A 22,855-nucleotide genomic window follows, 5' to 3' on the forward strand; every position below is an offset into this window, starting at 1 on the left:
ATGGAAGCGTCATCCTTATTTAAATCATCCAGCTTTTCAAACTTGTCTTATTTTGATAGCCTATTAGGTGAAGATTTTACAAAATCCTGAGGTATATTGACAAGTCATAAACATCATAAATGATGGATGAACAGAGGCTGTAAGCCGATGTACAGAAATGGGTGGTGAACAGGAATGTCAGATTTCAATCAGCTCAATGAGCTTGAGCACACAACATATCCCATATATGAAGGCTATGATTTGGGTCTTACTTATACGCCTGCGGGCAGCAAGTTCAAGGTATGGGCACCGACTGCGCAGCAGGTCCATATAGCGTTGTATAACGATGCGGGGGTGTACGATCAGGAGGGGAACGTTCAGGAGCACAGCGGTGGTCAGGAATTTCTCATGAGCCGTGGTGATCAAGGTGTATGGTCTATAGAGCTGGAAGGGGACTGGAACAAATATTATTACATGTACAGGCTGGAGTGGGCGGACAACACCATTCATTATGCTGCCGATCCATATGCCACAGGGGTATCAGCCAACGGGCAGCGTACAGCGATCATTGATTTGGCTCAAACCAACCCGGACGGATGGGAATTGGATGCGAGTCCTACCCTTAAGCGGCCGACAGATGCCATTCTCTATGAGCTTCATGTGCGTGATTTTTCGATGGATACCCATTTTAATACGGGGAAAAAAGACTTATCTGCTGCTCAGGGACGGTTTGAGGCCTTTACGTATACGGGATTGAAGGATACTGAGGGGAACAGCATCGGGCTGGATCATCTGCTGGAGCTGGGCATTACACATGTTCATTTGCTTCCAGTAGCTGATTTTCATACGGTGAATGACTTTGCAGAATTAGAAACTGAATATAACTGGGGCTATGATCCGCAGCATTATAATGTGCCGGAGGGGTCTTATTCTTCCAATCCGGCTGATCCGGAGACACGCATACGAGAGCTGAAACTGCTGGTACAGTCTTTGCATACTGCCGGCATCGGTGTCATTATGGACGTCGTGTACAACCATACTTATTCGGTGGAAAAGGGGCCATTTGAGCCTGTTGTACCTGGATATTATTACCGCACGGATGAGCAAGGGCAGCTCACCAATGGATCAGGTGTAGGGAATGAGGTGGCAACCGAACGTCCGATGGTGCGCAAGTATATTAAGGATTCACTACGCTATTGGGCAGAGGAATATCATATAGACGGCTTTCGATTTGATCTGATGGGGCTGATTGATACACCGACCGTAGAGCAGCTTACCCAGGAGCTTCGCTCTGAAGTGCGTCCCGATCTGCTGATCTATGGTGAGCCTTGGACGGGAGGAGAATCTCCGCAACCCTTGCTTACGCTAAAAGGAACGCAACGCGACAAAGGCTTTGCCGTTTTTAACGACAACTACCGTTCTGCTATTAAGGGAGATAGCGACAGTACTGGGAGCGGGTTTGCCACGGGGGCAGAACATCAGGAGGAGCAGGTGCTCAAAGGTGCTTTTGGGGCTATTCATGATTTCACAGCTCAGCCATCGGAGACCGTCAATTATGTAACTGCCCACGATAATCTCAATCTGTGGGATAAAATTTTGACGGTAAGACAATTGCGGGAGCACTGTCGTTTTCCACAATGGGAGCAGGGGAAGCCACAGGATGGGAGGACACCTGAACAAGCTGTTGCCGAAGCAGACCCGTATTGGGAACTGGATGAAGATAACTTGCTAGAGAACGAAACCGTACGCAAGTCCCTGTTGGCTAACGGTATGGTACTCACATCCCAAGGCATTCCTTTTATTCATGCAGGGGATGAACTGCTGCGCTCCAAATATGGAGACCATAATAGCTACCGAAGCCCAGATGTGGTGAATGCCATCCATTGGCATAACAAGGCGAGGTTTCGCCCAGTGTTTGATTACTACCAAGGTTTAATTGCTTTGCGGCGCAACCACCCGGCATTCCGAATGGACCATCGTGAGCTAGTGGAGCAGCATATGGAAGTGCTGCAAAGCAGTGGGCATGTGGTGGCTTTTGCTTTGAGGCACCATGCTAACGGCGATGCCTGGAATCATATTGTGGTGATTTATAACGGCTCGGATACAGAGCAAACGATATTATTGCCTGCGGAATCGGATCGTTGGCGTGTGGTCGTGGACGCACACGGGGCTGGTAATGAGACCCGGTATGAAGTGGTAGGCCATCGTGTGACTGTATCGCGCTGGTCGATGATGGTGTTATATGATCAGGAAGAACCTGCACGAGTCTCCTTTTTGACTGAACAAGATCAGGTTAATCGTCAGGCGGAGAACGAATTGGAAGACTCGGATGAGGGAACAGATCAAGAAATTGCAGGTACAGCCATAGCGTTGACAGATGTGCAGCTTGGAAACGATAGGGAAGTCGCTCCATTTCGCACGATTGAACTGATATACGAGCGTGCAGATCGGCAATACACTGGCTGGAACGTATGGGTATGGGGAACTGGGCACCGCGACGGACATGTTGAATTTCGTGATTTGGATGACGGTCGTGCAATAGCGCGTATTCAGGTGTCTCCTGATATACAGCGAATTGGCTACATTGTCCGGCTTAATCACTGGGATGCCAAGGATGTTGAGACAGATCGCTATATTGATATAGACCTAAACCAGTCTGTGATGCAGGTATTGATTCATAGTGGCAGAGAAGAATATTTGCTACTGGTAAATGATAATCGGGCCGGATAGACTTATATGCTTGGTCGCTATATATACGAAAGTAGCATTTTTCGATTATTTCGAGAAATGCTATTTTTTTATGTAAACGTGTGTCAGTTTCAGAAAAAAGGGGTAAAATAGAATTATGGACTTGTTTAGTTTTTCCAGCTTGCTGGCTTATATCCTGTAGTACGACTGGTAAACAGGCAAGATTCTTGGAGGAAAATCATTTGTAAGGTAACCTGAAGGAGGTTGTATATCATGAGTTCTAATGGAGGAAGTATTCAACTGACCGCCCAGCCGAGAACAGAGAAGAAGGGTTCGGCTATTCGTGAATTGAGGTTAAAAGGACGGATTCCAGCTGTGGTTTACGGCTCTGAGCTTGAAGGAACCCCTGTACATGTCGATGCCAAGGAATTTAATAAAGTAGTCAAAACCGGACGTTCAGAGGTGTTCAACCTCACTGTAGAGGGTGGAGAAACCATTCCGGTTATTATTAAAGATTATCAACAGCGTGACAACCAATGGTTGCATGCTGATTTTTTGAAAATTGCCAAAAACAAACCGCTTCGCGTGCGTGTTTCTATTGATTATCAGGGTACACCTGTAGGTACAAAAACAGGCGGTATTCTGCAAGTTCAGGAAACGGAAGTTGAAGTCGAAGGCCTTCCTGCTGATTTACCATCTACCATTGAAGTGGATGTATCCGCACTGGATGTTGGCGACAAGCTGAGCGCTAGCGACTTGAAGCTCCCTAAAGGAGTAACACTGCACGTCCCTGAAGAAGAACTGCTTGCTTCTATTATCGTTCCGCGTGCAGTTGAAGTAGAAAATGCTGCTGTGGAAGGTGATGCAGCGGCAACTGAAGGCACTGAAGAGGCTTCCGAAAACAAGGAATCCTAATGTTTTCAGTTGGTTTATGAATCTTTTTCAATTGCAGAAGATCATCAAAAAGGTATTCAAAATCGCTCCCTGCTAGGGGGCGATTTTTTGCATTCATTTATTTACACTTACATACTCTTTCTCTTTAAAAAGTTGTCCTGTTGTGATTTGGTGTTTAAAAGGGAATGTGGTGTTCGTACGATTTTCATTCAATACGCGTTCTGATATGACGATATATATAGTATGGCATTTACATTTTTATTTTATAAATACCTAATATATATCTAAGGAGCGCGTACACAATCATGGACAGAACAAATGAATTGTTGTGGCAAAGAAACAAATTGGTGATCATTATTTTTTGGATTATGACCTTGAGCAGCACCATCCCGGCATTATCTAATCCATCGGTGTGGGTGTCTAGTGGTGTAGGATTTGTAGTCGCCGCAGTGTTGACGATTCTGAATATGAAAAAGAAAGGAATCCGCCTTATTCCTTGGATTATTACGTTATATAGCGTATTAATATGTATATTTGTGAACTTATCTAGCGTGGAGGCAGTGACTACGATCTTTATTTGCTCATTGTTGTTGCTCTACCCATCTTACCGATACTTTTTGATAACAATGGTCTTAAATCTGTGTAATATTTTTATACAAATTACCATCGGTACGCCAGCAACTCCCCCGGTTACCGGTCCTTTGCGTTATATACACGAGTTTATTATTGTTTTACTGATTGGTTTGCTATTGTTAGTGGTATCGGTGTTAAATCAAAAGCAGTTTAAGAAAACGGAAGAGCAAAATAAAGATATGGATGCCACAAGGCAACGTATTGAATTTTTGTTTGAACAAGTGAGACAGGCTGTAGCTGGATTGCATAGCTTCACAGAACGATTCAGGAATCAAGTGGATGCTACCGGCAGCGTGACGAATGAAGTCGCCATCGGGTTTCAGGAGGTTGCCAAAGGGGTAGAAATGCAAGCTTCGAATATCACTGAGGTAACGGATAACTTGGCTCAGTCTGACCAGCACGTGCGCGAGGTTGCCGATCATTCCCGAGAATTGAAGCAGCTCTCCGAAGATACGAAAAGTGCCGGGAGCAGAGGGAGCAATCAACTGCTTGCATTAACGTCTCAAATTAAGGATTTGGGTCTGGTTATGAGTCGTACCAAAGAAGAATTGGACGAGTTTAAAACACAAAGTGATAATATGTCTGCCATGCTCAAAGATATTACTCAAATCTCGAAACAAACTAATTTGCTGTCCTTGAATGCATCCATTGAGGCCGCCAGAGCGGGAGAGCATGGAAAAGGATTTGCCATCGTGGCTGGCGAAGTGCGTAATTTGGCTGAAATGGTAGGGAATACCTCGGTGGCAATGGAAGGTATTTTGACCCAACTGAGAACTCAGATGGATTCTGTCGTAAGCCAATTTGACTTGGGACAGCAAAGACTACAGCAGAGTATGGAATCGGCCCATTCGACCGAAATTGTACTGGAGGATATCCTGCAAAATGCCAATAAAGTGCTGCTGCAGGCCGTGGAGGTGGAAGCCAGTACGAATAGTATGCAGCAATTCTCATCTCAGGTCGTTCAAGAGATGGAGGAGTTTTCAAGCGTTACAGAACAAGCGAGTGCAGCGTCAGAGCAAATTTTGGCTGGAGTAGAGGAGCAACGGAATATAACCTCCAATATGGTGACCGGATTTAATGAGCTGGAGACGTTGATTATCCAGTTAAAAGAACTGGTACATGATCAGAAGGAGGACAACATTCCTACCGAAATCAGCAAAAGCAAATAACAGAAATGCTTCATTATCGGACTAGAGATCCGGGGATTATCGCTATCAAGCGGTACTCTCCGGTTTTTTACTGCGTTTGAAGGGAAATGAAGAGGGGATTTCTAGAAGCTATAATTAGATGGAAGTTGATGGTATAATTTGTGGCAGTTTAAATGCTTTGTAATTAAGGGGGAATAAATTCTTATGGAGCTTAAATATTTGTTGATCGGCGTGTTGAGCCTATTGGGTAGCGGAGTGATTTATACGATGGAGCGCTTTATATCGGTCATTCAATGGGCTGCGAATTCCGTACCTGTTAAATTAAATAGTTCGGGCATCTCTATGTCAGAACCTGATATGCCGAGTTTTGTTGACAATATATTTGTTATTATTTTATTCGTATGTGGCTTGATGATACTTGGGTATGGTGTGTATGAACGACGTACACGATAACACAACCTATGTAGGCATATCCGTTTTTATTTGGGAGGAACGCAGGTGAACGCCTTGTTGGAAATGCTGATGCAGCTATTTGAGCGCGCAGCGTTGTTACTAATTTGTTTATTTTTTATTACACGTATCCCACGATTTAAGGAAACCTTGCAAAAGAACAGTCATTCCCCGGCAGAGCTAACCTTACTAACGTTGATTTTTTGCATGTTTGCACTGTTCGGTACGTACACCGGGATTGAAGTCGAAGGTTCGCTGGTTAACGTTCGAATCATTGCAATTATGGCGGGCGGTATTTTGTTTGGACCCTGGGTTGGGATCGTTACAGGTATTGTATCAGGTATCCATCGTTATCTAATTGATATCGGGGGAGTGACCTCGATTCCGTGTCTGATTACAAGTATTCTGGCAGGTGTGGTGTCAGGATATATCGGCCGCCGGGTCAACCGTTCCAAGAGATGGCTGGTCGGTATCGCCGCAGGTATGGTCTGTGAAGCGTTGACGATGCTGCTCATTCTGGTGATGGCACAACCCCATGGCCTTGGTGTGGACATTGTTTCCAAGATCGGTCTACCCATGATTATCGGAGAAGTCAGTATCGGTTTAATCGTTCTGTTGATCCAGAGTGTGGAGGGGGAAAAGGAGAATATCGCGGCCAGACAGGCCAAGCTGGCACTGGATATTGCCAATAAGACGTTGCCTTATTTTCGCTCCATTAATGCGGAATCCTTGCATACCATTTGTTCGATCATAAAAGAAGATATCAAGGCAGACGCGGTAGCGATTACCGATACCAGAGATGTGCTGGCCTATGTCGGTTTTGGCGAAGAGCGTTATCACATCGGAGATGAGATTATTAGCGATGTGACTAAATCGACGATCCGTAGCGGTAAAATCACGATCCGCAACCATATTGCAGACGATAAAACACCCCAAATCCAGTCTCTGCTCATTATCCCGTTAGAGGAGCGGGGAGAGGTAACTGGCACCTTGAAGATTTATTACCGCAAAGCTTATAAAATCACGTATCCGTTGCAGACGATGGCGATTGGCTTGTCTCAAATCATTTCCACGTTAATGGAAGTGTCGCGTGTGGAGCAAATTAAGGAAGCGGCGAATAAAGCCGAGCTAAAGGCGCTCCAAACGAAAATTAATCCCCATTTTCTGTTTAACGCGCTGAACGCCATTGCCTCTACGACACGCACCAAGCCGGATAAGGCACGAGAGCTGATCATTAATTTATCGGGCTACCTGCGCTATAATTTGGAACTGAATGATGATTTGATCGAAATCCATAAAGAGCTTCAGCAGGTGTCTGATTATGTGGAAATTGAGAAAGCACGCTTCGGCAACCGGCTTCAGGTAGAGTATGTTATGGATGAGGTGTCTGTGCGTATTCCAAGTCTTATTATCCAGCCCCTGGTTGAGAATGCGATTAATCATGGAATCCTCAAGAAAAAGGGGTCAGGTACAGTAACTATTTCTGTAAAGGATCGTGGAGAAAAGGTGCGTATTTCTGTGGCAGATACCGGGGTAGGTATACGCGATGATGTTGTGGATAACCTCTATCATGATCGGGTTCCGGCTAAACAGATCGGCTTGTACAATGTGCACAGACGGCTCAAGCTTATGTACGGCGAAGGAGTTATTATTCTAAAGCATGAGCCGGGCACCGAAGTTTATTTTGACATACCAAAGGAGAAATCATGAAGGCCATAATTGTAGAAGACGAGCTTCCGGCACGTGAAGAGCTGGAGTATCTTATTCAGACTCATAGCAACATTGAGGTGACTGATAGTTTCGAGGATGGGCTAGATGTGTTTCGGTTTCTGCAAGATCAGGAGACGGACGCGATCTTTCTGGACATTAACATTCCTTCATTGGACGGGATGCTACTGGCACAGAACATTAGCAAATTTGCCAAAAAGCCCTATATTATTTTTACGACCGCCTATAAAGAACATGCGGCGCAGGCTTTTGAACTGGAGGCGTTCGACTACATCCTCAAACCATATGATGAAAAAAGGATCGCATCTATGCTGCGTAAGCTGGAAAATGCTTATGAGCAGCAGAACGTTCCAATACAGGAGCCTGTCCAGACGGCGCAACCCCGAGCTGCCGAAGCCAGTACCATTGCTGCGCCAGGTCGTATTAATCTGCTGAAAAATGACAAAATCATCGTAACGGATGCAAACGATATTTACTATGCGTGTGCGCAGGAAAAGGTGACCCGTGTCTTTACAAGGCACGAAGAATATACGATGCCGATGAGCATTTCGGAATTTCATGCCCGGCTGCCGCAGCAGGACTTTTTCCGCTGTCACCGATCGTACACGGTGAATTTGTCGCAGATCCGTGAAATTGTACCTTGGTTTAATCATACGTATCTCTTGCGTTTGCGTGGACTAGAAGCTGAAATTCCGGTAAGCCGTAGCAAGGCCAAGGAATTTCGGCAAATTATGCGACTTTAAAGGCATTTCATTCCGCTATATGTGCATTTCATTCCTCAAACGATTTCTGGCTTACATGCAGGGTTATAATAATCCATGTAGAGAGAATCCTTACAGACTTGCTCCTCCACAGGCGCAAAGCGTACTGGATTCCCGGTTATGATGATCACAAATTGACGCTGTAGAGCCGGAATGAAAAGAGGAGATTGAAATGAAAACAAACAGCGGAAATCGTTGGCTTGTCGTACTTGGAACAATAATTGTCCAGATGGGATTAGGAACCATTTACACATGGAGTTTATTTAATCAACCGTTGGTGGACCGCTTTGGCTGGAACCTCAGTTCGGTTGCCATTACATTTTCAATTACCAGTTTTGCACTGGCGTTTGCTACATTATTCGCAGGCAAACTACAGGATAAATGGGGATTACGTCGTCTGATTTTGTGTTCAGGTGTCGTGTTAGGAGCCGGTCTCATGCTCAGTTCGCAGGTAACATCGCTGTCCCTGCTATATATTTTGGCGGGTATTGTCGTAGGTTTTGCGGATGGAACGGCATATATTACATCACTGTCGAATCTGATTAAATGGTTTCCTGAGAAAAAAGGACTTATTTCCGGTATTTCGGTCGGGGCATATGGAACAGGCAGTCTTATATTCAAGTATATTAATGGTTCTTTGATTCAGTCCGTTGGCGTATCACAAGCGTTTTTATATTGGGGAATGATCGTGCTGATTATGATTGTGGGTGGTTCCTTCCTGGTAAGAGAAGCTGTAGTCGTGAACAAGCCTTCGGTACAAAATGGGATTGTACAGCGGGACTACACCGTTAAAGAAATGCTGCGCACCAAGCAGGCATACCTGCTGTTCGTAATGTTCTTTACCGCTTGTATGAGTGGTCTCTACCTGATTGGAGTCGTCAAAGATATCGGCGTACGGATGGCCGGCCTAGATGTAGCAACAGCTGCTAATGCGGTCGCTATGGTCGCAATTTTCAACACGGCGGGCCGGATCATACTGGGTGCGCTATCGGATAAAGTAGGTCGTCTGAAAGTAGTAGCGGGTGCATTGCTGACAACGGCGGTCGCAGTCACAGTGCTGAGTCTGGTACCGCTGAATTTTGGTTTATTCTTTGCCTGTGTAGCAGGAATTGCTTTTTGCTTCGGCGGCAACATTACAGTCTTTCCTGCCATTGTAGCTGATTTCTTCGGTCTGAAAAATCAAAGCAAAAACTATGGTATTGTATATCAAGGCTTTGGCCTCGGTGCGCTGGCGGGGTCATTTATCGCAGCGTTACTGGGTGGATTCATCCCGACCTTTACCACGATTGCTGTGCTGTGTGTCGTATCATTCCTAATTGCCCTCACCATTCGCACTCCAGAACAAGGCAAAGGCAAACTGCGCAGTGAACGGAAGAAAAATACGAACAGTGTGCGCAGCATGAAGCCTGGAACGAAACTGGGTTAAACGATTTGAGAACAAAGAACCAGATGAATGCCAAAAGACCTGTCATCATTTCTCTAAGGGAGATTATGGCAGGTTATTTGTTTTTCCAATAATCTATTTTACGGTATAATAAAAAGATGTGTAATAAGCCGATATATACAAAAGACATAAGCTAAGAACCTGACAGGAGGACGAGTCATGATCGTGGATACAAGCGGGAATCTGCTTGCCCGTAATACGAAGCTGCGAAATACATATCAAATTCGAAGCGCCTTGTCCCGCAGTGAGCTGGCCATCGTGTATACGGCAAGGCTGTTGGATAACCGAGAAAAGGTCATTGTGAAGGAATTTTTTCCGAATGCCCTGGCTTTGCGAGGGATGGATCGAAAAACGGTCACTTGCGGTGCTTCTATGCAATCCAAATACGTGGAGTTTATGCATTATTTTTTGCGTGAAGGGCAAATGTTGAAGGAGTTAAGTCATCCGGGAATTGTCGGTTATATAGATCACTTTGAGGAAAATGGAACTGCCTATCTGGTCATGGAATACTGTGCAGGCAAGACATTGGATCGAATGATGAAAGAAGAAGCTGTGCCAACATCTGATCCCACTTTTTTGTACCACACGGTGCTACCTTTAATTGATGCCATGGAGTACATTCACGACAAAGGAATTATTCACCGGGATATTAAGCCGGGCAACATTATGATTGGGGAAAATGGCAACATCAAGCTGATTGATTTTGGTTCGGCTGTGCATTTTGAAGGCAAAGAGCATCCGATCTTTACCACGGCGGGCTATTCTCCGCTGGAATTTTACTCTAATCGTTCGCAGCAGGGGCCTGTGTCGGATATCTATAGTTTGGCCGCCACGCTGTATTATTGCCGAAAAGGAGCACCTCCGCCAGATGTGCCGGGCCGATTGTTTGCAGATCATTCCGAGCGGATTCAGATTGAAAATGCAGGACTTTCTCTGCTGCCGTATGTCATTCGGCGTGGTCTGGAAGTACAGGCTAACAAGCGTTGCCGTTCACTTCGATGGTTTAAAGCCGCACTACGTGCGGAATATTGGATAAAAAAAGGGAAGCGCCCTACTCTTACGGTTCATTAATCGTAAGAGACGGCGCTTCTCTTTTTTTACGTTGTGACGGACATTATCCTGTCGGAGCTTGGATATGGTCGGTGTACACTGAAGTATTCGGTTTAATCGCTTTGTATCGCAGCTCGATTTCAGTGACACCATCCTCGAATGTAATGTACAGCTTGTCGCTGTACTCCATGACCGCTTTTTTGTTACGGGCTAATCTGATCTTTCCATGCTGTAAGGCGCAGCGTGTATCATGTTTTACGATTAGGCTCCCTTTTTTACCTGCGGAAAATACGATCCGTTCCGCTTCTGGCAACGGTTCGTGAACGTCAAGCGTACGGAACAATTCCTGCAAGCTGACCTTACGGCCCGGAAAGGAGGTGAGCGGCCAAGATTTTACCGGAATCTCCTGTCCACTTGCTGTAGCGAGAAAATATCCTTCAATTCTTCCGGCAAACTGCGGCTTTGGCCGCAAGAACCAATACAGAAGAGCGGCTACTACGACACTGATGGCTACTGTCCATTTAATGGCTGTATACCGGGATTGTACAGAAACGGTTAGTGTAGCGCTGCTGGATGCTCCTTCCGGATCGGTAGCTTTAATCTTCAGCTGAGAGTCACCTGTGTGGAGCTCGGATAGCAGCAGATCATTACCGTTAATCTCAGCATGGGCCGTACCCCCGGCGACTTCTGAATCCAGCTTATAGTTCAGCTTGTCATGATTGGGGTCAACAATAAAATCTGATAAACTTCGACGGGAATCGCCGTCTTCTTTTACCAGGTGAATCGTCAGGTCTTTTAAGACCTGTGGTGCTGCATTGGCCGCGTGAACCTTATGTACAATTCCCTTACGGTACCATTGCGGACTATCCAGAGATAGCTGCCATGTATAATCCCCGGTTTGAGGGAACGCATATTCGGTATGAAAGGCTCCTGACTTATAGGTCATAGGCACCTTTTTGGCTGTGCCCCCCTTGGGAGTAACTATAATATGGGCTTGGAGAGACGTATATACGGCTTCATCTGTAAGCTTTTGATTGTCCGGCAACAGAAGCTGAGCTTGAAACGGTGTCGCTTGACCTTTCAGCAACTGCACAGGCTTGTCGCCATGAGTTGCCGTTGCTTGCTTTGCTCCCATGGTAGCTTCGGCTTCCAGTCGATAGCTGCCAAGTAAATTGATTTTCACCAAATCTCCACGTATGCCCCGTAGCTTCAACTTCACTTTACCTGCCTGTGGATGCTCGATTTTTAAAATCGCATAGCGGCTCGACTTGTACCTGCGGACATTTTCTGAATTGGAATATAGCTGTGTTTCCAGAAGGGGATGCTCCGACAAAAGCACCAAATTGGCTTCCTCCATACTAGAATCAGGTAGAGTTACAGTTAATTCTTGCATCTCGCCAGTAGTCGTAATTGCAGCAATTGGGACGAGCTTGGAACGAATTTGACTGGCGAAAATACGGTTCAGAATTTCCGGCAGATCCTCGGCACTACTCGTAATAAAAGAAGCTCCACCCGTTTGAGAAGCGATCCGTTCGAGTTCTTGTCGGTTCACTGTGCCATCATGGTTCAGACCAATTGTGTACACCGGATATCCCTTGGTCTGTGCAGATTTGATGACAGAGGACACATCGTTATTGGAGTCCCCTTTGGATCGGGAACCAGAGGAGGCACCAAAATCAGTCTCTCCATCAGACAACAGAATCATAAAAGGCTGACGCCCTTGGGATGCTCCTGCCGCTAGCAGCTCTGAGCCTTTGCGCAGCCCAAGTCCCAAATCCGTATAACCGGAACGGTTTAGCGTTCTGATTTCCTGTTGGATCTGGGATTTTTGCGCTGCCACGGCAATCGAAGTCAGTGGTTTCGAGGCGACCACATGGTGATTGTAGGCAACGAATCCGACGCGCGTACGGTCTGCATCACTCAAATCCATAAACATATTGATGACTTCGGCCGCAATGCCTTCAGGATCGGTATCCCTCATGGAATAACTGGTATCCAGTACAAAAACGGCATCGTAACCCTCGATCGGGACAGCACCTAAAGATGCTGCATTAGCCTGATTTACAGTGCAAATGACCCCGTTTAGGCTCATTTGTAAAAATAGTACAAAAGTCATGAAAACGATAATCCCTAGTTTCCTTATTCTGAACATAAGCTCCTCCATCGCCGAGGCCAACGTGGGGGGATCAGCTCTCCTAATCCTTGGGATATAAGGGATAAAGGATCAAAATAGCTGATAACCCTCACATTAGCCATGAATTTGATTCTTTTACGCTTATCAGAAATATCCAATGGACTTCTATCGGTAATTGAGTTCCATTTGTGAATATTTCCCTGAAGAAACAGGTCTAACATATCATAAAAATTACGTATTCACGCATAAAATGAGTCAAAATGCCCTGTTTCAATCTGAGACTACAGAAATTGACAAAACTGAAGGGTGCTTTGTATGATAGCTCTCGTATCAACGGCAAAAATTGGGATTGAAGTTAGGAATACGAAATCATAAATTTAAAATTTCTGTGTTATCTGACTTTTGATTTTGGAAATACATCTCATTTGCATGCTTTGCCGTTAAAAGCCGAATAACGCTTCGGACCGATTTTCGAGGTTACATGCCTGTACCTTAAATGTGGTATAAGCTCAATCCTTTGACGAATTTAAATGTTAAGTAGGGGGGAGGAGGCAAAAGAACTAAAAATGAGTTTCGTCCGTTTCAAATTGGACATCCCATGTCCGTATATGGAGCAATGGACCTATAACTCATACTTTGTTCATTTGCCGACAGCGATGGAAATCATTTATCAAACCAACCGGACAATGCTTTTTGAAGAGATTAACCCGGAAAAGCTGGACCTGATCACCATTGTAGGTGATGTGAAGGGTATTGACAGCTTGAGCGATGAGAAGATCAAGGAAATTAATCAGCACCTTCTGGTGCGCAGCTTTGACGAATTTTTGGATAAGTTTTCACCGACCGTGTATTCGTTTTTTAACGCGGCCAATCAAAAAGTCGTCTACACCCTTAAAAAGCCAGAGGGAATTGATGAGGATAGCATTTCTGAAATTCGTGTAAATCAAAGTAATGATTTTCTGAAAATGTTGTTTACGCTCATTGATACCAAGCGCAGTCAAGGAATCACCAATGTAGATTTCAAATTTGAAAATCTGCTGGATATGATTTCACCGAAAAAGGTTATGGATGATATTCGTCAAGTCCGCAAAGAGATTCACTATATGTACGGTGAATACGACAAGCTGGATGATGGCGATCCGAAGAAACTCGACATGGGTGACAAGCTGAATGGAATGTTCGAGGAAGCGAGTCAGAACTATAACAACGTTATGGCTATGCTCCCACTGGCAATTGAGGACATCAAAACCCGCCTTCTGCTCGGTGGCGCCCAAGAGGAAAACTCCGGTGAGCTGATCCAGGTGGGTATGCTCTCCATTGGGGAAAGCGGCGAACTGAAAATTATTGAAGCGCCGAAGAGCGACAGCACTGAGCTGATGCTGTTGGATGAAAACAGTACTGGCGATCTCTCCCAAGTATTCGAAGAAGATTATAACTCCATCACAGATACGCCTTCTGACTATGTGAAGGATTTGGTGGTTCGCACATTTGTGCCACTGCCAGCTGTTCAGACCAAGGTGGATACAGCGGTTGAAGTTCAAAACTACAACACGTATCTGGAGTTCTATAAAAATGCCAAGGACGATTTCGTAAAGGCGGTTAAGCCGCTTGTGGAGAAAATCCTCGGTGTCAAAATGTTCTTCGATCAATATGCAACGAAGAGCAAAGGCATGCTGCCGACAATGCTGGTGGCGAACAACAAGCTGGACATGCTGGTGAAAAGCAGCAATATCCCGCGCCTGGAAACGTACCTGAACACTGTGAATGCTAAGAATGAATTCAGCGACACGATCTGGTTCGGTATCGTTCCATCTGTCGAGCTGGAGGCAGCCGGTAAGGTAAAGGTTTCACGTGAACGCTTCAAGGGCAACGAGAAGGTCGTTAAGCAGGGCGGAAATTCTATGGAATCGCTCTCGATGCTGCTGCAAGTCGTGAAGGATTACAAAATTCAAATGTTCTTTAATTTTGAATCCGGTGAAGAAACGACTTTCAACAGTATGGCGACAGCAGGCATCGACAAATATGTCGATAAATGCGCCAGTCTCGTTCGCAGAGAATATAGCGAATTTGCCATTCCTTGTGTACCGAACTTTACGATTATTCCGAAGGACAAATCGGGTGTCATAATCGACAGCAAAATGCTACAGACCGAAGACGGTGTACAGCTCTCTAAGGAGAAAGAGGATATTCTCAAGCTGTGGATCGAGGGTGTTTATGTGGGTGCAGCCTATGTTGCTGCTGGCTTGGTCGCTTCCTATCAGTGTCCTGAATACCTGCGTGAGACGTTTAAAACCGTCAATAAGAACTTCCCTGGCGTACGCTTCGACATCGAAGCAGGAGACAACAGCCTGCGCACGGTAACGACGATGGCCAAGGAAATCACCGGATTCACCAACACGATCAAGGATGCCATCAACCGTAAAAACTTCGGCTTTGTATTCTCGTCGGAGAATGCTCAGATCCAGGATAAGGATATCCGCCGGATTACCGTCTACAAGGCGAGAAGCATGGCGATGTCCGAGGACGGTTTTGACTCCATCTACAAGACGCTGGTCAGCACGTACATTGAACGTATTTTGCGCTACCAGACAGGGGACTTCAAACACGAAAATATCGTCCGCTTCTTCAGTAACAATCCGAGTAGCCAGAAGAGCAAGTGGCTGAGCAGCAGAGGATCTGTTAACTCGATCATTCAGGATGGAGACGATATGAGCTTCATTATTGATGAGAAAAGCAATATGTGCCATATCGATCTGGTCTTCAACGGTAATGTGAAGAACCTGGAAGTCATGATCACTAAGGGAACCAGCTCGGTCAAATCATGATCCGAGCACTACGAAAGATGTTAGAGGCGTTTCTATCCAGAACCGCCTTTATACATAAATCGCGGAGAAGCTTTGCATCTCCCGCCATCATATTACCTAATTTCAAGGAGGCAACACACATGGGATTCAGATTGAAAGTAGAAGGACAAGAAACAATCGAGCTGGGCTTGGATAACATCCAAACGGTTATTTATGACACCGATACACCGGACGATTCCAATGCACGCTCCACTGACGTAGGCTCCACGCTGCGCATCAGCGGTAAAATCATCACAGCAGTAGACGGTGACAGCGCGGATGACACGCTGAAACTGGCTTTGTGGTCTCTGGTTCCTGCTGAAAAAGCAGACAGCTACCGTAAAGTAACACTGGAAGTTATCGCAGCTGATCAAGTTGTGCGTAAAATCCACTTCCCGAATGCTTTCGTTGTAGACTACACCGAGCACTTCGGCGACACAGAAGGTGTAGGTGCATTTACACTCTACATCAAACAAAAGAAAGACAAAACCGAGCTGGCTACAATCGACGGCGGATATCCGGTTTAAGCTTAACGTCTTCACGTTAAGTGCAGCTTAAAAACACACTCACCCGGCACACAAGTGCAGGGTGGATAAATATTAAGAGGCCTACGGGTCTCTTAATATTTATTTTTTTCGGAGAGGGGAACATCACACAATGACCAACTACTATGAGCTGCTCGGTGTCAGCCGGGATGCTTCGGAGGCAGAGATTAAGCAGGCTTACCGTAAACTGGCCAAAAAGTATCATCCTGATACCAACCAGGGAAGCGAGGAAGCAACGCGCAAGTTCAAGCTGATTCACGAGGCTTACAATACCTTGCGTGACGAAGCATTGCGGCAGGCATACGATGCCGAGCTCATCCGAAAAACTGAGGGAGCTGGCGGGGAACAGCAAGAGAGAGGGAGAGGGGCTACGTCCTCCGGCGGTGCGCGTACGGCAGCCAAAGGATTCAATCCGGCTGATATAGGAACTGATTTTGAGCAATTTTTTGGTTTTCATCCGAAAACGAAGGAGGGCTCACCAGGGAAAAAAACGAAAAAAACCGGTGATCCGACGGATACCTCCGCGATGTTTAACCAATTTTTCGGTATTCGTAAAAAGTGATGATTTCAGGATAGAAATGGGGGAAGCAAGCAGTGAAAACGGCGCAGAACAGATGGGTTTTCATCATAGATGTTGCCATGTTCGGGCTGATGCTGGCGATCGCCTTTTATGTGTTTAATCGTACAGGCTACAGCGGTTTGAAAACCGTGGTCGCGATAGGTATTGGAATCGGCGTGCTTGTATACATATTGCGCAATCTGGTGTCCGTTGTACCCGTGGCCAAGCCAAAGGCGCAACGTCAGCGGATTGCCAAGCTGGTGTTGATTGATGAAGAGGGCGAGTCCATTAAAGAATGGTATATCGAAGCCGAAACGTCGCTCTTAATTGGTAAAACAACGTCACGTTCGGAGGCGGATATTGATTTGGTAGGTACAGATTATGCCTCCCTGGTAAGTGTGGAGCATGCGGTACTCAACCGGGTGAACAGCGACTGGTTTGTGGAGGATGTGGATTCCGGTAATGGTACAGGCTTGCGGTCTGCCAACGAAAGTGTAACCAAGAAGTTGGAAAGCGGTGAGCCATACCGGATTTACTCAGGTGATTTATTATATATTGCCAATACGAGACTGCTCGTTAAATAGATGAGGATACTGCAAAATCCTCAGATCGCTGAAAAGACAATCATGACAATGGGGGAAGGAACCGACTATGAGTTTGACAAGATGCCCGAACGGACACATGTTCAGTACACGAAAGCACGGAAATACGTGTCCTTATTGCAACACGGTAGTAAATGTAGCTGCACCCAAGAGCGCAGAGCCAGTGGCGAAAACAAACGTCGCAGGAGATAACGACAAAACAATGCCGTATTTGGGCGAGACGGTGGGCATTCATCCAGTAACCGGATGGCTGGTATGCATCGAAGGAGCACAGGTGGGTCAGGATTATCGCATTATGGCGGAGAAAAACTTTATCGGGCGCGCAGAGGAAATGCATGTCCGCATTATCGGGGACAACACGATTTCCCGTAGAAATCACGCGGTCATTGTGTATGATCCGAAGAAACGTAACTTTTACTTGTTGCCAGGCGATTCATCAGGTTTGGCGTACCACAATAACGAGGCGGTATATTCACCAGCAGAGCTGGCTGCCTATGACGTGATTCAGCTGGGACACAGCAAATTTATCTTTATCCCGCTGTGTGGCGCCCATTTTGAGTGGGATAACGAAAACTAGGACGGAATTGGGCAATGGTGCAGGGAGGTAATGATATGCAGCCTTATTTTGTTGTAAGTGGAGCTGCGGTACTATTCGCTGTTCTGCTCATGATCCGTATACGACTGACGCGAAGTTCCGGCAGCCGTACCGTGAGTGGAATTGAGATCGGAAATGGTCAAACGATCGGGAGCCGGAGCGAGCAGGATGATTATTTTTCCAGTATGAAGACACCTGTCGGTACGCTGGCTGTTGTCGCAGACGGTATTAGTGGGCTGGCCAATGGGCGTATGTCCAGTACCTTGGCTGTGACGACTTTTACGAAGGCGTTTGCCAAGCTGGAAGATGCAACGAATTTGAATGGATATTTTGCAGAGGCGGCAACTCAAAGCAATCGCGGCATTTTGCAAAATTTGAACGGACAGGGCGGAGGAACGACGCTGGCTGCGGTCATTGTGTGCGGCTATCAGCTGTATTACGGAGCGGTGGGCGACAGCTTGATTACGATTTACCGCAATGGTCATTTCCAAACAGTCAATTCCAAGCATACAGCAGAAACACTGCTGGAGGAACGAGTGCTTGCTGGACAAATGACCTCGGAGGAAGCCAAAACGAGTCCAGTACGCAATCAACTGGTCAACTACTTGGGCTATGAGGGCTTTGAGAGCATGGAAATGGGTAATGCACCGATTCGTTTGTATTCAGGCGATCATGTGCTGCTGTGCAGCGATGGCATTCAGGAGGCGCTGACGGAGATTGAATTGGAAGAGATTATGCGCAAGGGTGGAACACCGCAGGAAACAGCGGATGCCATGATCGACGCCATTAATGATAAAGGCTTTAAAAGTCAGGATAATGCGACAGTACTTATTTTGGCGATAGGATGAAACAAGAAAGACGGGGGTAGCGATGCGCAAGGACAACAGCGATTTTAGTACCGCCTTTGTGTCGGAAGCGGGCTCTTACATAGACAACCGGGACTATTTTGCATTCATGGAGACGGACGACATGGCCTGTTATGTCCTCGCAGACGGTCTGGATTCGGATCAGGAGCTGCGCAGCGCAGAAATGGTTGTCAAAACGGTGCTGGAAAACTTCATGGAGAAGCCTTCCATGTCCAAACGGCGCTTGATGAGAGATCTGCGTGAAGCGCAGGAATGGCTGCAATTTGAAAGCCGTCGCGTTCGGCTCAAAGCCAGTCTGCTGATGGTAGTGACCAACTATAACAAAATGGTGTATGTTTCGTGCGGTAATGTGCGGCTATATCATTTTCGCAATGGAAGGCTTAATTTTCGCAGTAAGGATCATAGTTTGGCTCAGTCATTGGCAGATGATGGACGCATTCCAGACGAAGCGACCAGCACACATGAGGAACGAGGTAATCTGCTGGAATACTTGGGAAATCCGAATGGAGTTCATGCCCATTACGCCAAAAAGACGCAGCTTGCAGATGGAGATGTAATCCTGCTTGCCACATCAGGGATGTGGGAGGATGTCGAGCTGGCGGAAATGCTGGGGGCGCTGGAGGAAGCGAAGGACCCGGTCATGCTGACGGACACCTTGGAAGAGGTTCTGCTAAGCAAACAGCATCGGACGGTGAATAATTACACGGCTGCGGCCATTTATGTAAATAAAGTTTTTCAGGAAAAGCCTAAAAACCGCCGCAAGTTGATCAAACGGATTTTGCTTGCGTTGCTTGTTTTTATTGTTATGGGCGGGGGAGCATGGATTACGCTGGCTCGTATGGCTGCGAATAAGGCAGCTGCACTGGAAACGATGATCGAATCAGCCCAAGCCGCAGACGATTATGCAAGGACAGGAGATTATGCGAAGGCGCTCAAGTCCTACAGCGAAGCGAAAAACGCGGCGGTTAAAATTAACGATAAGATTCATAAGCGACTGTATACAGCCGAGCAGAAACTATCTCAATTGCTGGTGGACGGAGACGGCTACGTGGAAAAGGCGGACTTTACCAAAGCTGAAGCCAGCTACGAGAAAGCACGGAAAAGCGCCGGGCTATATCCACCGTTTAATGTGAAGGATATTGAGCATAAAATCGATCAATTGGACAGCTATGCCGAGACAGCGAGCTGGATGAAGGACGGAGATTTAAAATTTCAGGGCGGCGATTACACGAATGCGCTTAAGCTATACAAGAAAGCAAACAAGGCTGCGATGGAATCCGGTTATACGTCCGCGCAAAAAGAACTGGAGAAGAAAATTACCGAGGCCAACGATAAATTGACAGCTATTCAGCAGCAGCTCAAGGAGATTCAAGCTGGCAAACTTCAGGCCAAAGGGGATCGGATGATGAAGGATCTCGATTATGAAGGGGCCATTGATGCCTATAGCGGGGCACAGGAAATTTATCAGGAGATCGATAAGCTCGAAAGTGTTCTGGCATTGGAGCGGAGCATTGCCAAGGCGGAGGAAAAGCAGAGCGCGGAACAGCAGAAAAATGGTCAGCTTCCTGCTGGATTGGGATTGTCTGACGGAGCGTTGAACGACACGGACGCAGGGGACACAGCGGGTGGAGCTTCATCTTCCGCTGCTGCAACCCCTGCTGCAGAATCGCAAACGAAGGCTGCGCCAACGGCTTCAGCGGGAACTACACCCGCGAAGAAGGAAGCCACTTCGGCTGCAAAGAGCATGGGTACAGGCGATGGAACTGCCCCTTCGGCCAAGGTGGATACCAACAAAGAGCAAGGAACTGCTGATTCCGCTTCTAAAGCAGCAGGGGCGTCTGATTCAGAGAACCAAGATCGGGCTGCTGCGAACGGAGGTTAAGTTTTTCATGATCAATGAATGCTGGAGCCGGAAAGGAGTGAGACGTCGTGAAAGAGCTGGTACAGGACCGTTTGAGCAAGATGGACGATTTAGAGCAGAGACGTTTACTGAAAAATATGATGGCGGGGGTATTTATGAACCTCGTCGAATATCAGGAAGAAATGACCCGCCAGCTAGAACGGCGGGTATTTGAGGAAATTGAGAATACGGAAGAAAAGATTGATGTGTACGTGTCATTGACATCGCGTGAGGACTATGACCCGATTCATGAATTTTTATATCCTGTGTTACCGTCTGATACCGAGGAAAAGCAGATGGACATCAGCCGTGTGGCAGAGGTGGTACGCGAAGGCGGTGCGATGCCGCTGTTTACGCTTTTTCTTGAGATGGAGACCGAACGAATCTCAGCGCTGGTGCGCAGCAAGCGAATTTTCTCAGGAATGTTGGTCACGGAAACTGGCAATTATCCGATTCGTTTTCGTCTGGAGCATAACCGTTCTTATATTTTGGAGATTGAGCAGTTATATCACACGTTTATGCAAAATGGCATGCCGTGGAAAACAATTAATCATCCGTACGCTTATAAGTTTGTGGACTGTGTATTGATTGGTGGAGACGGCGAGCCGGCTGCCCATGAAGAAATTCATGAAATTACAATTTCATTGGAAGAATTCGACGTTTTTAAGAAGGGCGACGTTTTTCCACTTTGGAACATTGAAAGGCTATCTCTAAAGAACAGCGGTTTTCCTATACCCGCTATGGATCGTGTGAATTATGAGCATGTGCTGCCTTTGCGAAAAACAGGTCCTGAGCATGGTTACTTGATTGACGGGACTGAAGGTGATATCCGGTATATCAAGCGTACAGAAGAGGAACTGACGATTGTCACACCACGTGATAAATCTGGCGAATGGAATGTGTTGAAGGTTACGAAGCCTGTTACAACGAGACTTAGTCGTCAGACTTATCCGTTATTGTCTAATCGGCGACAGGACAGCTTTTTGGGCCGCTATGCAGGAAAACAGGCCGTGATTGTCCGTGCCAAAGCGGAAATCATGCGTATCGTAAACTCGTTTGAAGCAGCGCAGGGGCTGGAGCTGGAACGTGTGGACATCTGGGGAGGTGCAGGGAGAAATGATGTAAGCAACCTTGTAACCAAAACCCAGACATATCCGTTAAATCCGTTTGTCAGCGATAACGTACGGACAGAGGAAGGCAAGCAGATCATGCGTTTGGGGTTCAGACGTGGTTCTGACGATGTTTCGCCAACCGCGCCTGCTTATATTTTATCCGATTTAATGAGCTTTCTGGTATCGGAAGTGCAGATGTATTTTCCGGAGTACAAGTGTGAAGGAGAATGGGTGTGAATTACGTCTGGGATTTGCTCATGCGCGCAAGGGAACAGGGGTTGGATGTAGATAAATTCCGCTTCGTACCCGCTGTCAGCTACTCTCCGTATATGGAGCTTAGTCTGGCAGAGTTGAATACTTCCCATTTGGAGCAGGTAGTGGAAATCAATCCGTACTACCGCTTTTATTCTATTTTTCGGGATCTGTTTCCACCGGATGCTGAAGAGTATCTGGAGCTGAGAGAATCGCTATTTGATATTATGATGCATTTTCTGGCGGAAATGGACTTGTATCAAGGGATGAATCGGCGGGAGTACCATATCCAGTTTGTTCGGCGTGATATTGCAGAGGGCATTTTTGGCCCGAAGGTAAAGGAAGGCTTTGGACAATTAAACCGTGAGGATCAGGACGCGATTGCTGAAGGATTGCTGCGCCTGTATGAGACGGGAGAAGCCGTACATCTGCTAAAAGAAACGATGCGGCGCGTCTTTCATCGCTCAATCATTTACACTAATTGTGAGGAAAAAGACGAATTACTCATCTATATCGGCCAAGAGGAGACGCCATTGTCACGGATTAAAGTGGATTTGATTCTGGATTTGTTTCTTCCGGCACGTTTTACGACGGAATTGTATTGGACAAGTCATTTCGGCATTTTAGAGGAAGATCCTACGATGAAAATAGACGCTATCGCCCTCTATTAAG

The 22,855-nt window shown here is 46.4% G+C and carries 18 protein-coding genes; 17 read left to right on the forward strand and 1 reads right to left on the reverse strand.

What is annotated here, in order from left to right; all coding sequences use genetic code 11:
- Nucleotides 1–174 precede the first annotated feature (174 nt).
- The 8 genes from pulA to ACL9RM_RS21375 all read left to right on the forward strand — a co-directional run bounded on the left by pulA (nucleotide 175) and on the right by ACL9RM_RS21375 (nucleotide 10,796).
- Entirely contained in the window at nucleotides 175–2,709 is a 2,535-nt protein-coding gene (gene pulA / locus ACL9RM_RS21340) for a type I pullulanase (RefSeq protein ID WP_250266473.1), read from the forward strand.
- 231 nt (nucleotides 2,710–2,940) lie between these two features.
- A complete protein-coding gene (locus tag ACL9RM_RS21345; RefSeq protein ID WP_061828704.1) occupies nucleotides 2,941–3,582 on the forward strand; it encodes a 50S ribosomal protein L25 in 642 nt (213 codons plus the stop codon).
- A gap of 284 nt (nucleotides 3,583–3,866) precedes the next feature.
- On the forward strand, nucleotides 3,867–5,363 hold the full coding sequence (locus ACL9RM_RS21350) for a methyl-accepting chemotaxis protein (protein WP_250266472.1): 1,497 nt from the start codon (nucleotides 3,867–3,869) through the stop codon (nucleotides 5,361–5,363).
- A 183-nt stretch (nucleotides 5,364–5,546) separates the two neighbouring features.
- Nucleotides 5,547–5,795 (forward strand): hypothetical protein, encoded by a 249-nt coding sequence (locus ACL9RM_RS21355; protein ID WP_039272912.1) that lies wholly within the window; start codon nucleotides 5,547–5,549, stop codon nucleotides 5,793–5,795.
- Between the two features lie 45 nt (nucleotides 5,796–5,840).
- A complete protein-coding gene (locus ACL9RM_RS21360; protein WP_172828267.1) occupies nucleotides 5,841–7,502 on the forward strand; it encodes a sensor histidine kinase in 1,662 nt (553 codons plus the stop codon).
- A complete protein-coding gene (locus ACL9RM_RS21365) occupies nucleotides 7,499–8,263 on the forward strand; it encodes a LytR/AlgR family response regulator transcription factor (RefSeq protein ID WP_235308886.1) in 765 nt (254 codons plus the stop codon). The genes ACL9RM_RS21360 and ACL9RM_RS21365 overlap by 4 nt, the downstream gene beginning before the upstream one ends.
- Before the next feature lie 190 nt (nucleotides 8,264–8,453).
- Nucleotides 8,454–9,707 carry an L-lactate MFS transporter gene (locus tag ACL9RM_RS21370; RefSeq protein ID WP_250266471.1) on the forward strand — a complete coding sequence of 418 codons (1,254 nt, stop codon included), beginning with the start codon at nucleotides 8,454–8,456 and terminating at the stop codon, nucleotides 9,705–9,707.
- A gap of 177 nt (nucleotides 9,708–9,884) precedes the next feature.
- Complete coding sequence (locus tag ACL9RM_RS21375) at nucleotides 9,885–10,796, forward strand: serine/threonine protein kinase (RefSeq protein WP_250266470.1); 912 nt, start codon at nucleotides 9,885–9,887, stop codon at nucleotides 10,794–10,796.
- 43 nt (nucleotides 10,797–10,839) lie between these two features.
- On the opposite strand, the gene ACL9RM_RS21380 is transcribed toward ACL9RM_RS21375, so the two are convergent.
- Nucleotides 10,840–12,927, reverse strand: coding sequence for a vWA domain-containing protein (locus ACL9RM_RS21380; protein WP_250266469.1), 2,088 nt, complete (start codon nucleotides 12,925–12,927; stop codon nucleotides 10,840–10,842).
- A 638-nt stretch (nucleotides 12,928–13,565) separates the two neighbouring features.
- Between ACL9RM_RS21380 and ACL9RM_RS21385 the strand changes: the two genes are divergently transcribed.
- From ACL9RM_RS21385 to ACL9RM_RS21425, 9 genes are all read left to right on the forward strand, one after another.
- Nucleotides 13,566–15,734, forward strand: a complete 2,169-nt coding sequence (locus tag ACL9RM_RS21385; RefSeq protein WP_023989860.1) for a hypothetical protein — start codon at nucleotides 13,566–13,568, stop codon at nucleotides 15,732–15,734.
- Between the two features lie 119 nt (nucleotides 15,735–15,853).
- Nucleotides 15,854–16,279 (forward strand): hypothetical protein, encoded by a 426-nt coding sequence (locus ACL9RM_RS21390; protein ID WP_025685506.1) that lies wholly within the window; start codon nucleotides 15,854–15,856, stop codon nucleotides 16,277–16,279.
- A gap of 130 nt (nucleotides 16,280–16,409) precedes the next feature.
- Nucleotides 16,410–16,859 (forward strand): J domain-containing protein, encoded by a 450-nt coding sequence (locus tag ACL9RM_RS21395; protein WP_250266468.1) that lies wholly within the window; start codon nucleotides 16,410–16,412, stop codon nucleotides 16,857–16,859.
- A 32-nt stretch (nucleotides 16,860–16,891) separates the two neighbouring features.
- Complete coding sequence (locus tag ACL9RM_RS21400; RefSeq protein WP_250266467.1) at nucleotides 16,892–17,440, forward strand: FHA domain-containing protein; 549 nt, start codon at nucleotides 16,892–16,894, stop codon at nucleotides 17,438–17,440.
- Between the two features lie 67 nt (nucleotides 17,441–17,507).
- The gene (locus ACL9RM_RS21405) at nucleotides 17,508–18,035 is read left to right on the forward strand and encodes an FHA domain-containing protein (RefSeq protein ID WP_069290165.1); all 528 of its coding nucleotides are present in this window, start codon (nucleotides 17,508–17,510) and stop codon (nucleotides 18,033–18,035) included.
- 35 nt (nucleotides 18,036–18,070) lie between these two features.
- Nucleotides 18,071–18,901 (forward strand): PP2C family protein-serine/threonine phosphatase, encoded by an 831-nt coding sequence (locus tag ACL9RM_RS21410; RefSeq protein WP_250266466.1) that lies wholly within the window; start codon nucleotides 18,071–18,073, stop codon nucleotides 18,899–18,901.
- A 22-nt stretch (nucleotides 18,902–18,923) separates the two neighbouring features.
- The gene (locus ACL9RM_RS21415; protein ID WP_250266465.1) at nucleotides 18,924–20,801 is read left to right on the forward strand and encodes a serine/threonine protein phosphatase; all 1,878 of its coding nucleotides are present in this window, start codon (nucleotides 18,924–18,926) and stop codon (nucleotides 20,799–20,801) included.
- Between the two features lie 47 nt (nucleotides 20,802–20,848).
- Nucleotides 20,849–22,168 (forward strand): hypothetical protein, encoded by a 1,320-nt coding sequence (locus ACL9RM_RS21420; protein ID WP_039272928.1) that lies wholly within the window; start codon nucleotides 20,849–20,851, stop codon nucleotides 22,166–22,168.
- Nucleotides 22,165–22,854, forward strand: a complete 690-nt coding sequence (locus ACL9RM_RS21425; RefSeq protein WP_103049362.1) for an iron-dependent peroxidase — start codon at nucleotides 22,165–22,167, stop codon at nucleotides 22,852–22,854. Before ACL9RM_RS21420 ends, ACL9RM_RS21425 begins: the two co-directional genes overlap by 4 nt.
- Nucleotide 22,855 lies beyond the last annotated feature (1 nt).

The organism is Paenibacillus sp. S29 (genome assembly GCF_049319765.1).
GTDB classification, from domain to species: domain Bacteria; phylum Bacillota; class Bacilli; order Paenibacillales; family Paenibacillaceae; genus Paenibacillus; species Paenibacillus polymyxa_B.

Excerpts from the sequence above, each read along its gene's own strand:
- pulA (WP_250266473.1), top strand. The coding sequence starts at position 175 with ATGTCAGATTTCAATCAGCTCAATGAGCTTGAGCACACAACATATCCC.
- ACL9RM_RS21345 (WP_061828704.1), top strand. The coding sequence starts at position 2,941 with ATGAGTTCTAATGGAGGAAGTATTCAACTGACCGCCCAGCCGAGAACA.
- ACL9RM_RS21350 (WP_250266472.1), top strand. The coding sequence starts at position 3,867 with ATGGACAGAACAAATGAATTGTTGTGGCAAAGAAACAAATTGGTGATC.
- ACL9RM_RS21355 (WP_039272912.1), top strand. The coding sequence starts at position 5,547 with ATGGAGCTTAAATATTTGTTGATCGGCGTGTTGAGCCTATTGGGTAGC.
- ACL9RM_RS21365 (WP_235308886.1), top strand. The coding sequence starts at position 7,499 with ATGAAGGCCATAATTGTAGAAGACGAGCTTCCGGCACGTGAAGAGCTG.
- ACL9RM_RS21370 (WP_250266471.1), top strand. The coding sequence starts at position 8,454 with ATGAAAACAAACAGCGGAAATCGTTGGCTTGTCGTACTTGGAACAATA.
- ACL9RM_RS21375 (WP_250266470.1), top strand. The coding sequence starts at position 9,885 with ATGATCGTGGATACAAGCGGGAATCTGCTTGCCCGTAATACGAAGCTG.
- ACL9RM_RS21380 (WP_250266469.1), bottom strand. The coding sequence starts at position 12,927 with ATGTTCAGAATAAGGAAACTAGGGATTATCGTTTTCATGACTTTTGTA.
- ACL9RM_RS21385 (WP_023989860.1), top strand. The coding sequence starts at position 13,566 with ATGGAAATCATTTATCAAACCAACCGGACAATGCTTTTTGAAGAGATT.
- ACL9RM_RS21390 (WP_025685506.1), top strand. The coding sequence starts at position 15,854 with ATGGGATTCAGATTGAAAGTAGAAGGACAAGAAACAATCGAGCTGGGC.
- ACL9RM_RS21395 (WP_250266468.1), top strand. The coding sequence starts at position 16,410 with ATGACCAACTACTATGAGCTGCTCGGTGTCAGCCGGGATGCTTCGGAG.
- ACL9RM_RS21405 (WP_069290165.1), top strand. The coding sequence starts at position 17,508 with ATGAGTTTGACAAGATGCCCGAACGGACACATGTTCAGTACACGAAAG.
- ACL9RM_RS21410 (WP_250266466.1), top strand. The coding sequence starts at position 18,071 with ATGCAGCCTTATTTTGTTGTAAGTGGAGCTGCGGTACTATTCGCTGTT.
- ACL9RM_RS21415 (WP_250266465.1), top strand. The coding sequence starts at position 18,924 with ATGCGCAAGGACAACAGCGATTTTAGTACCGCCTTTGTGTCGGAAGCG.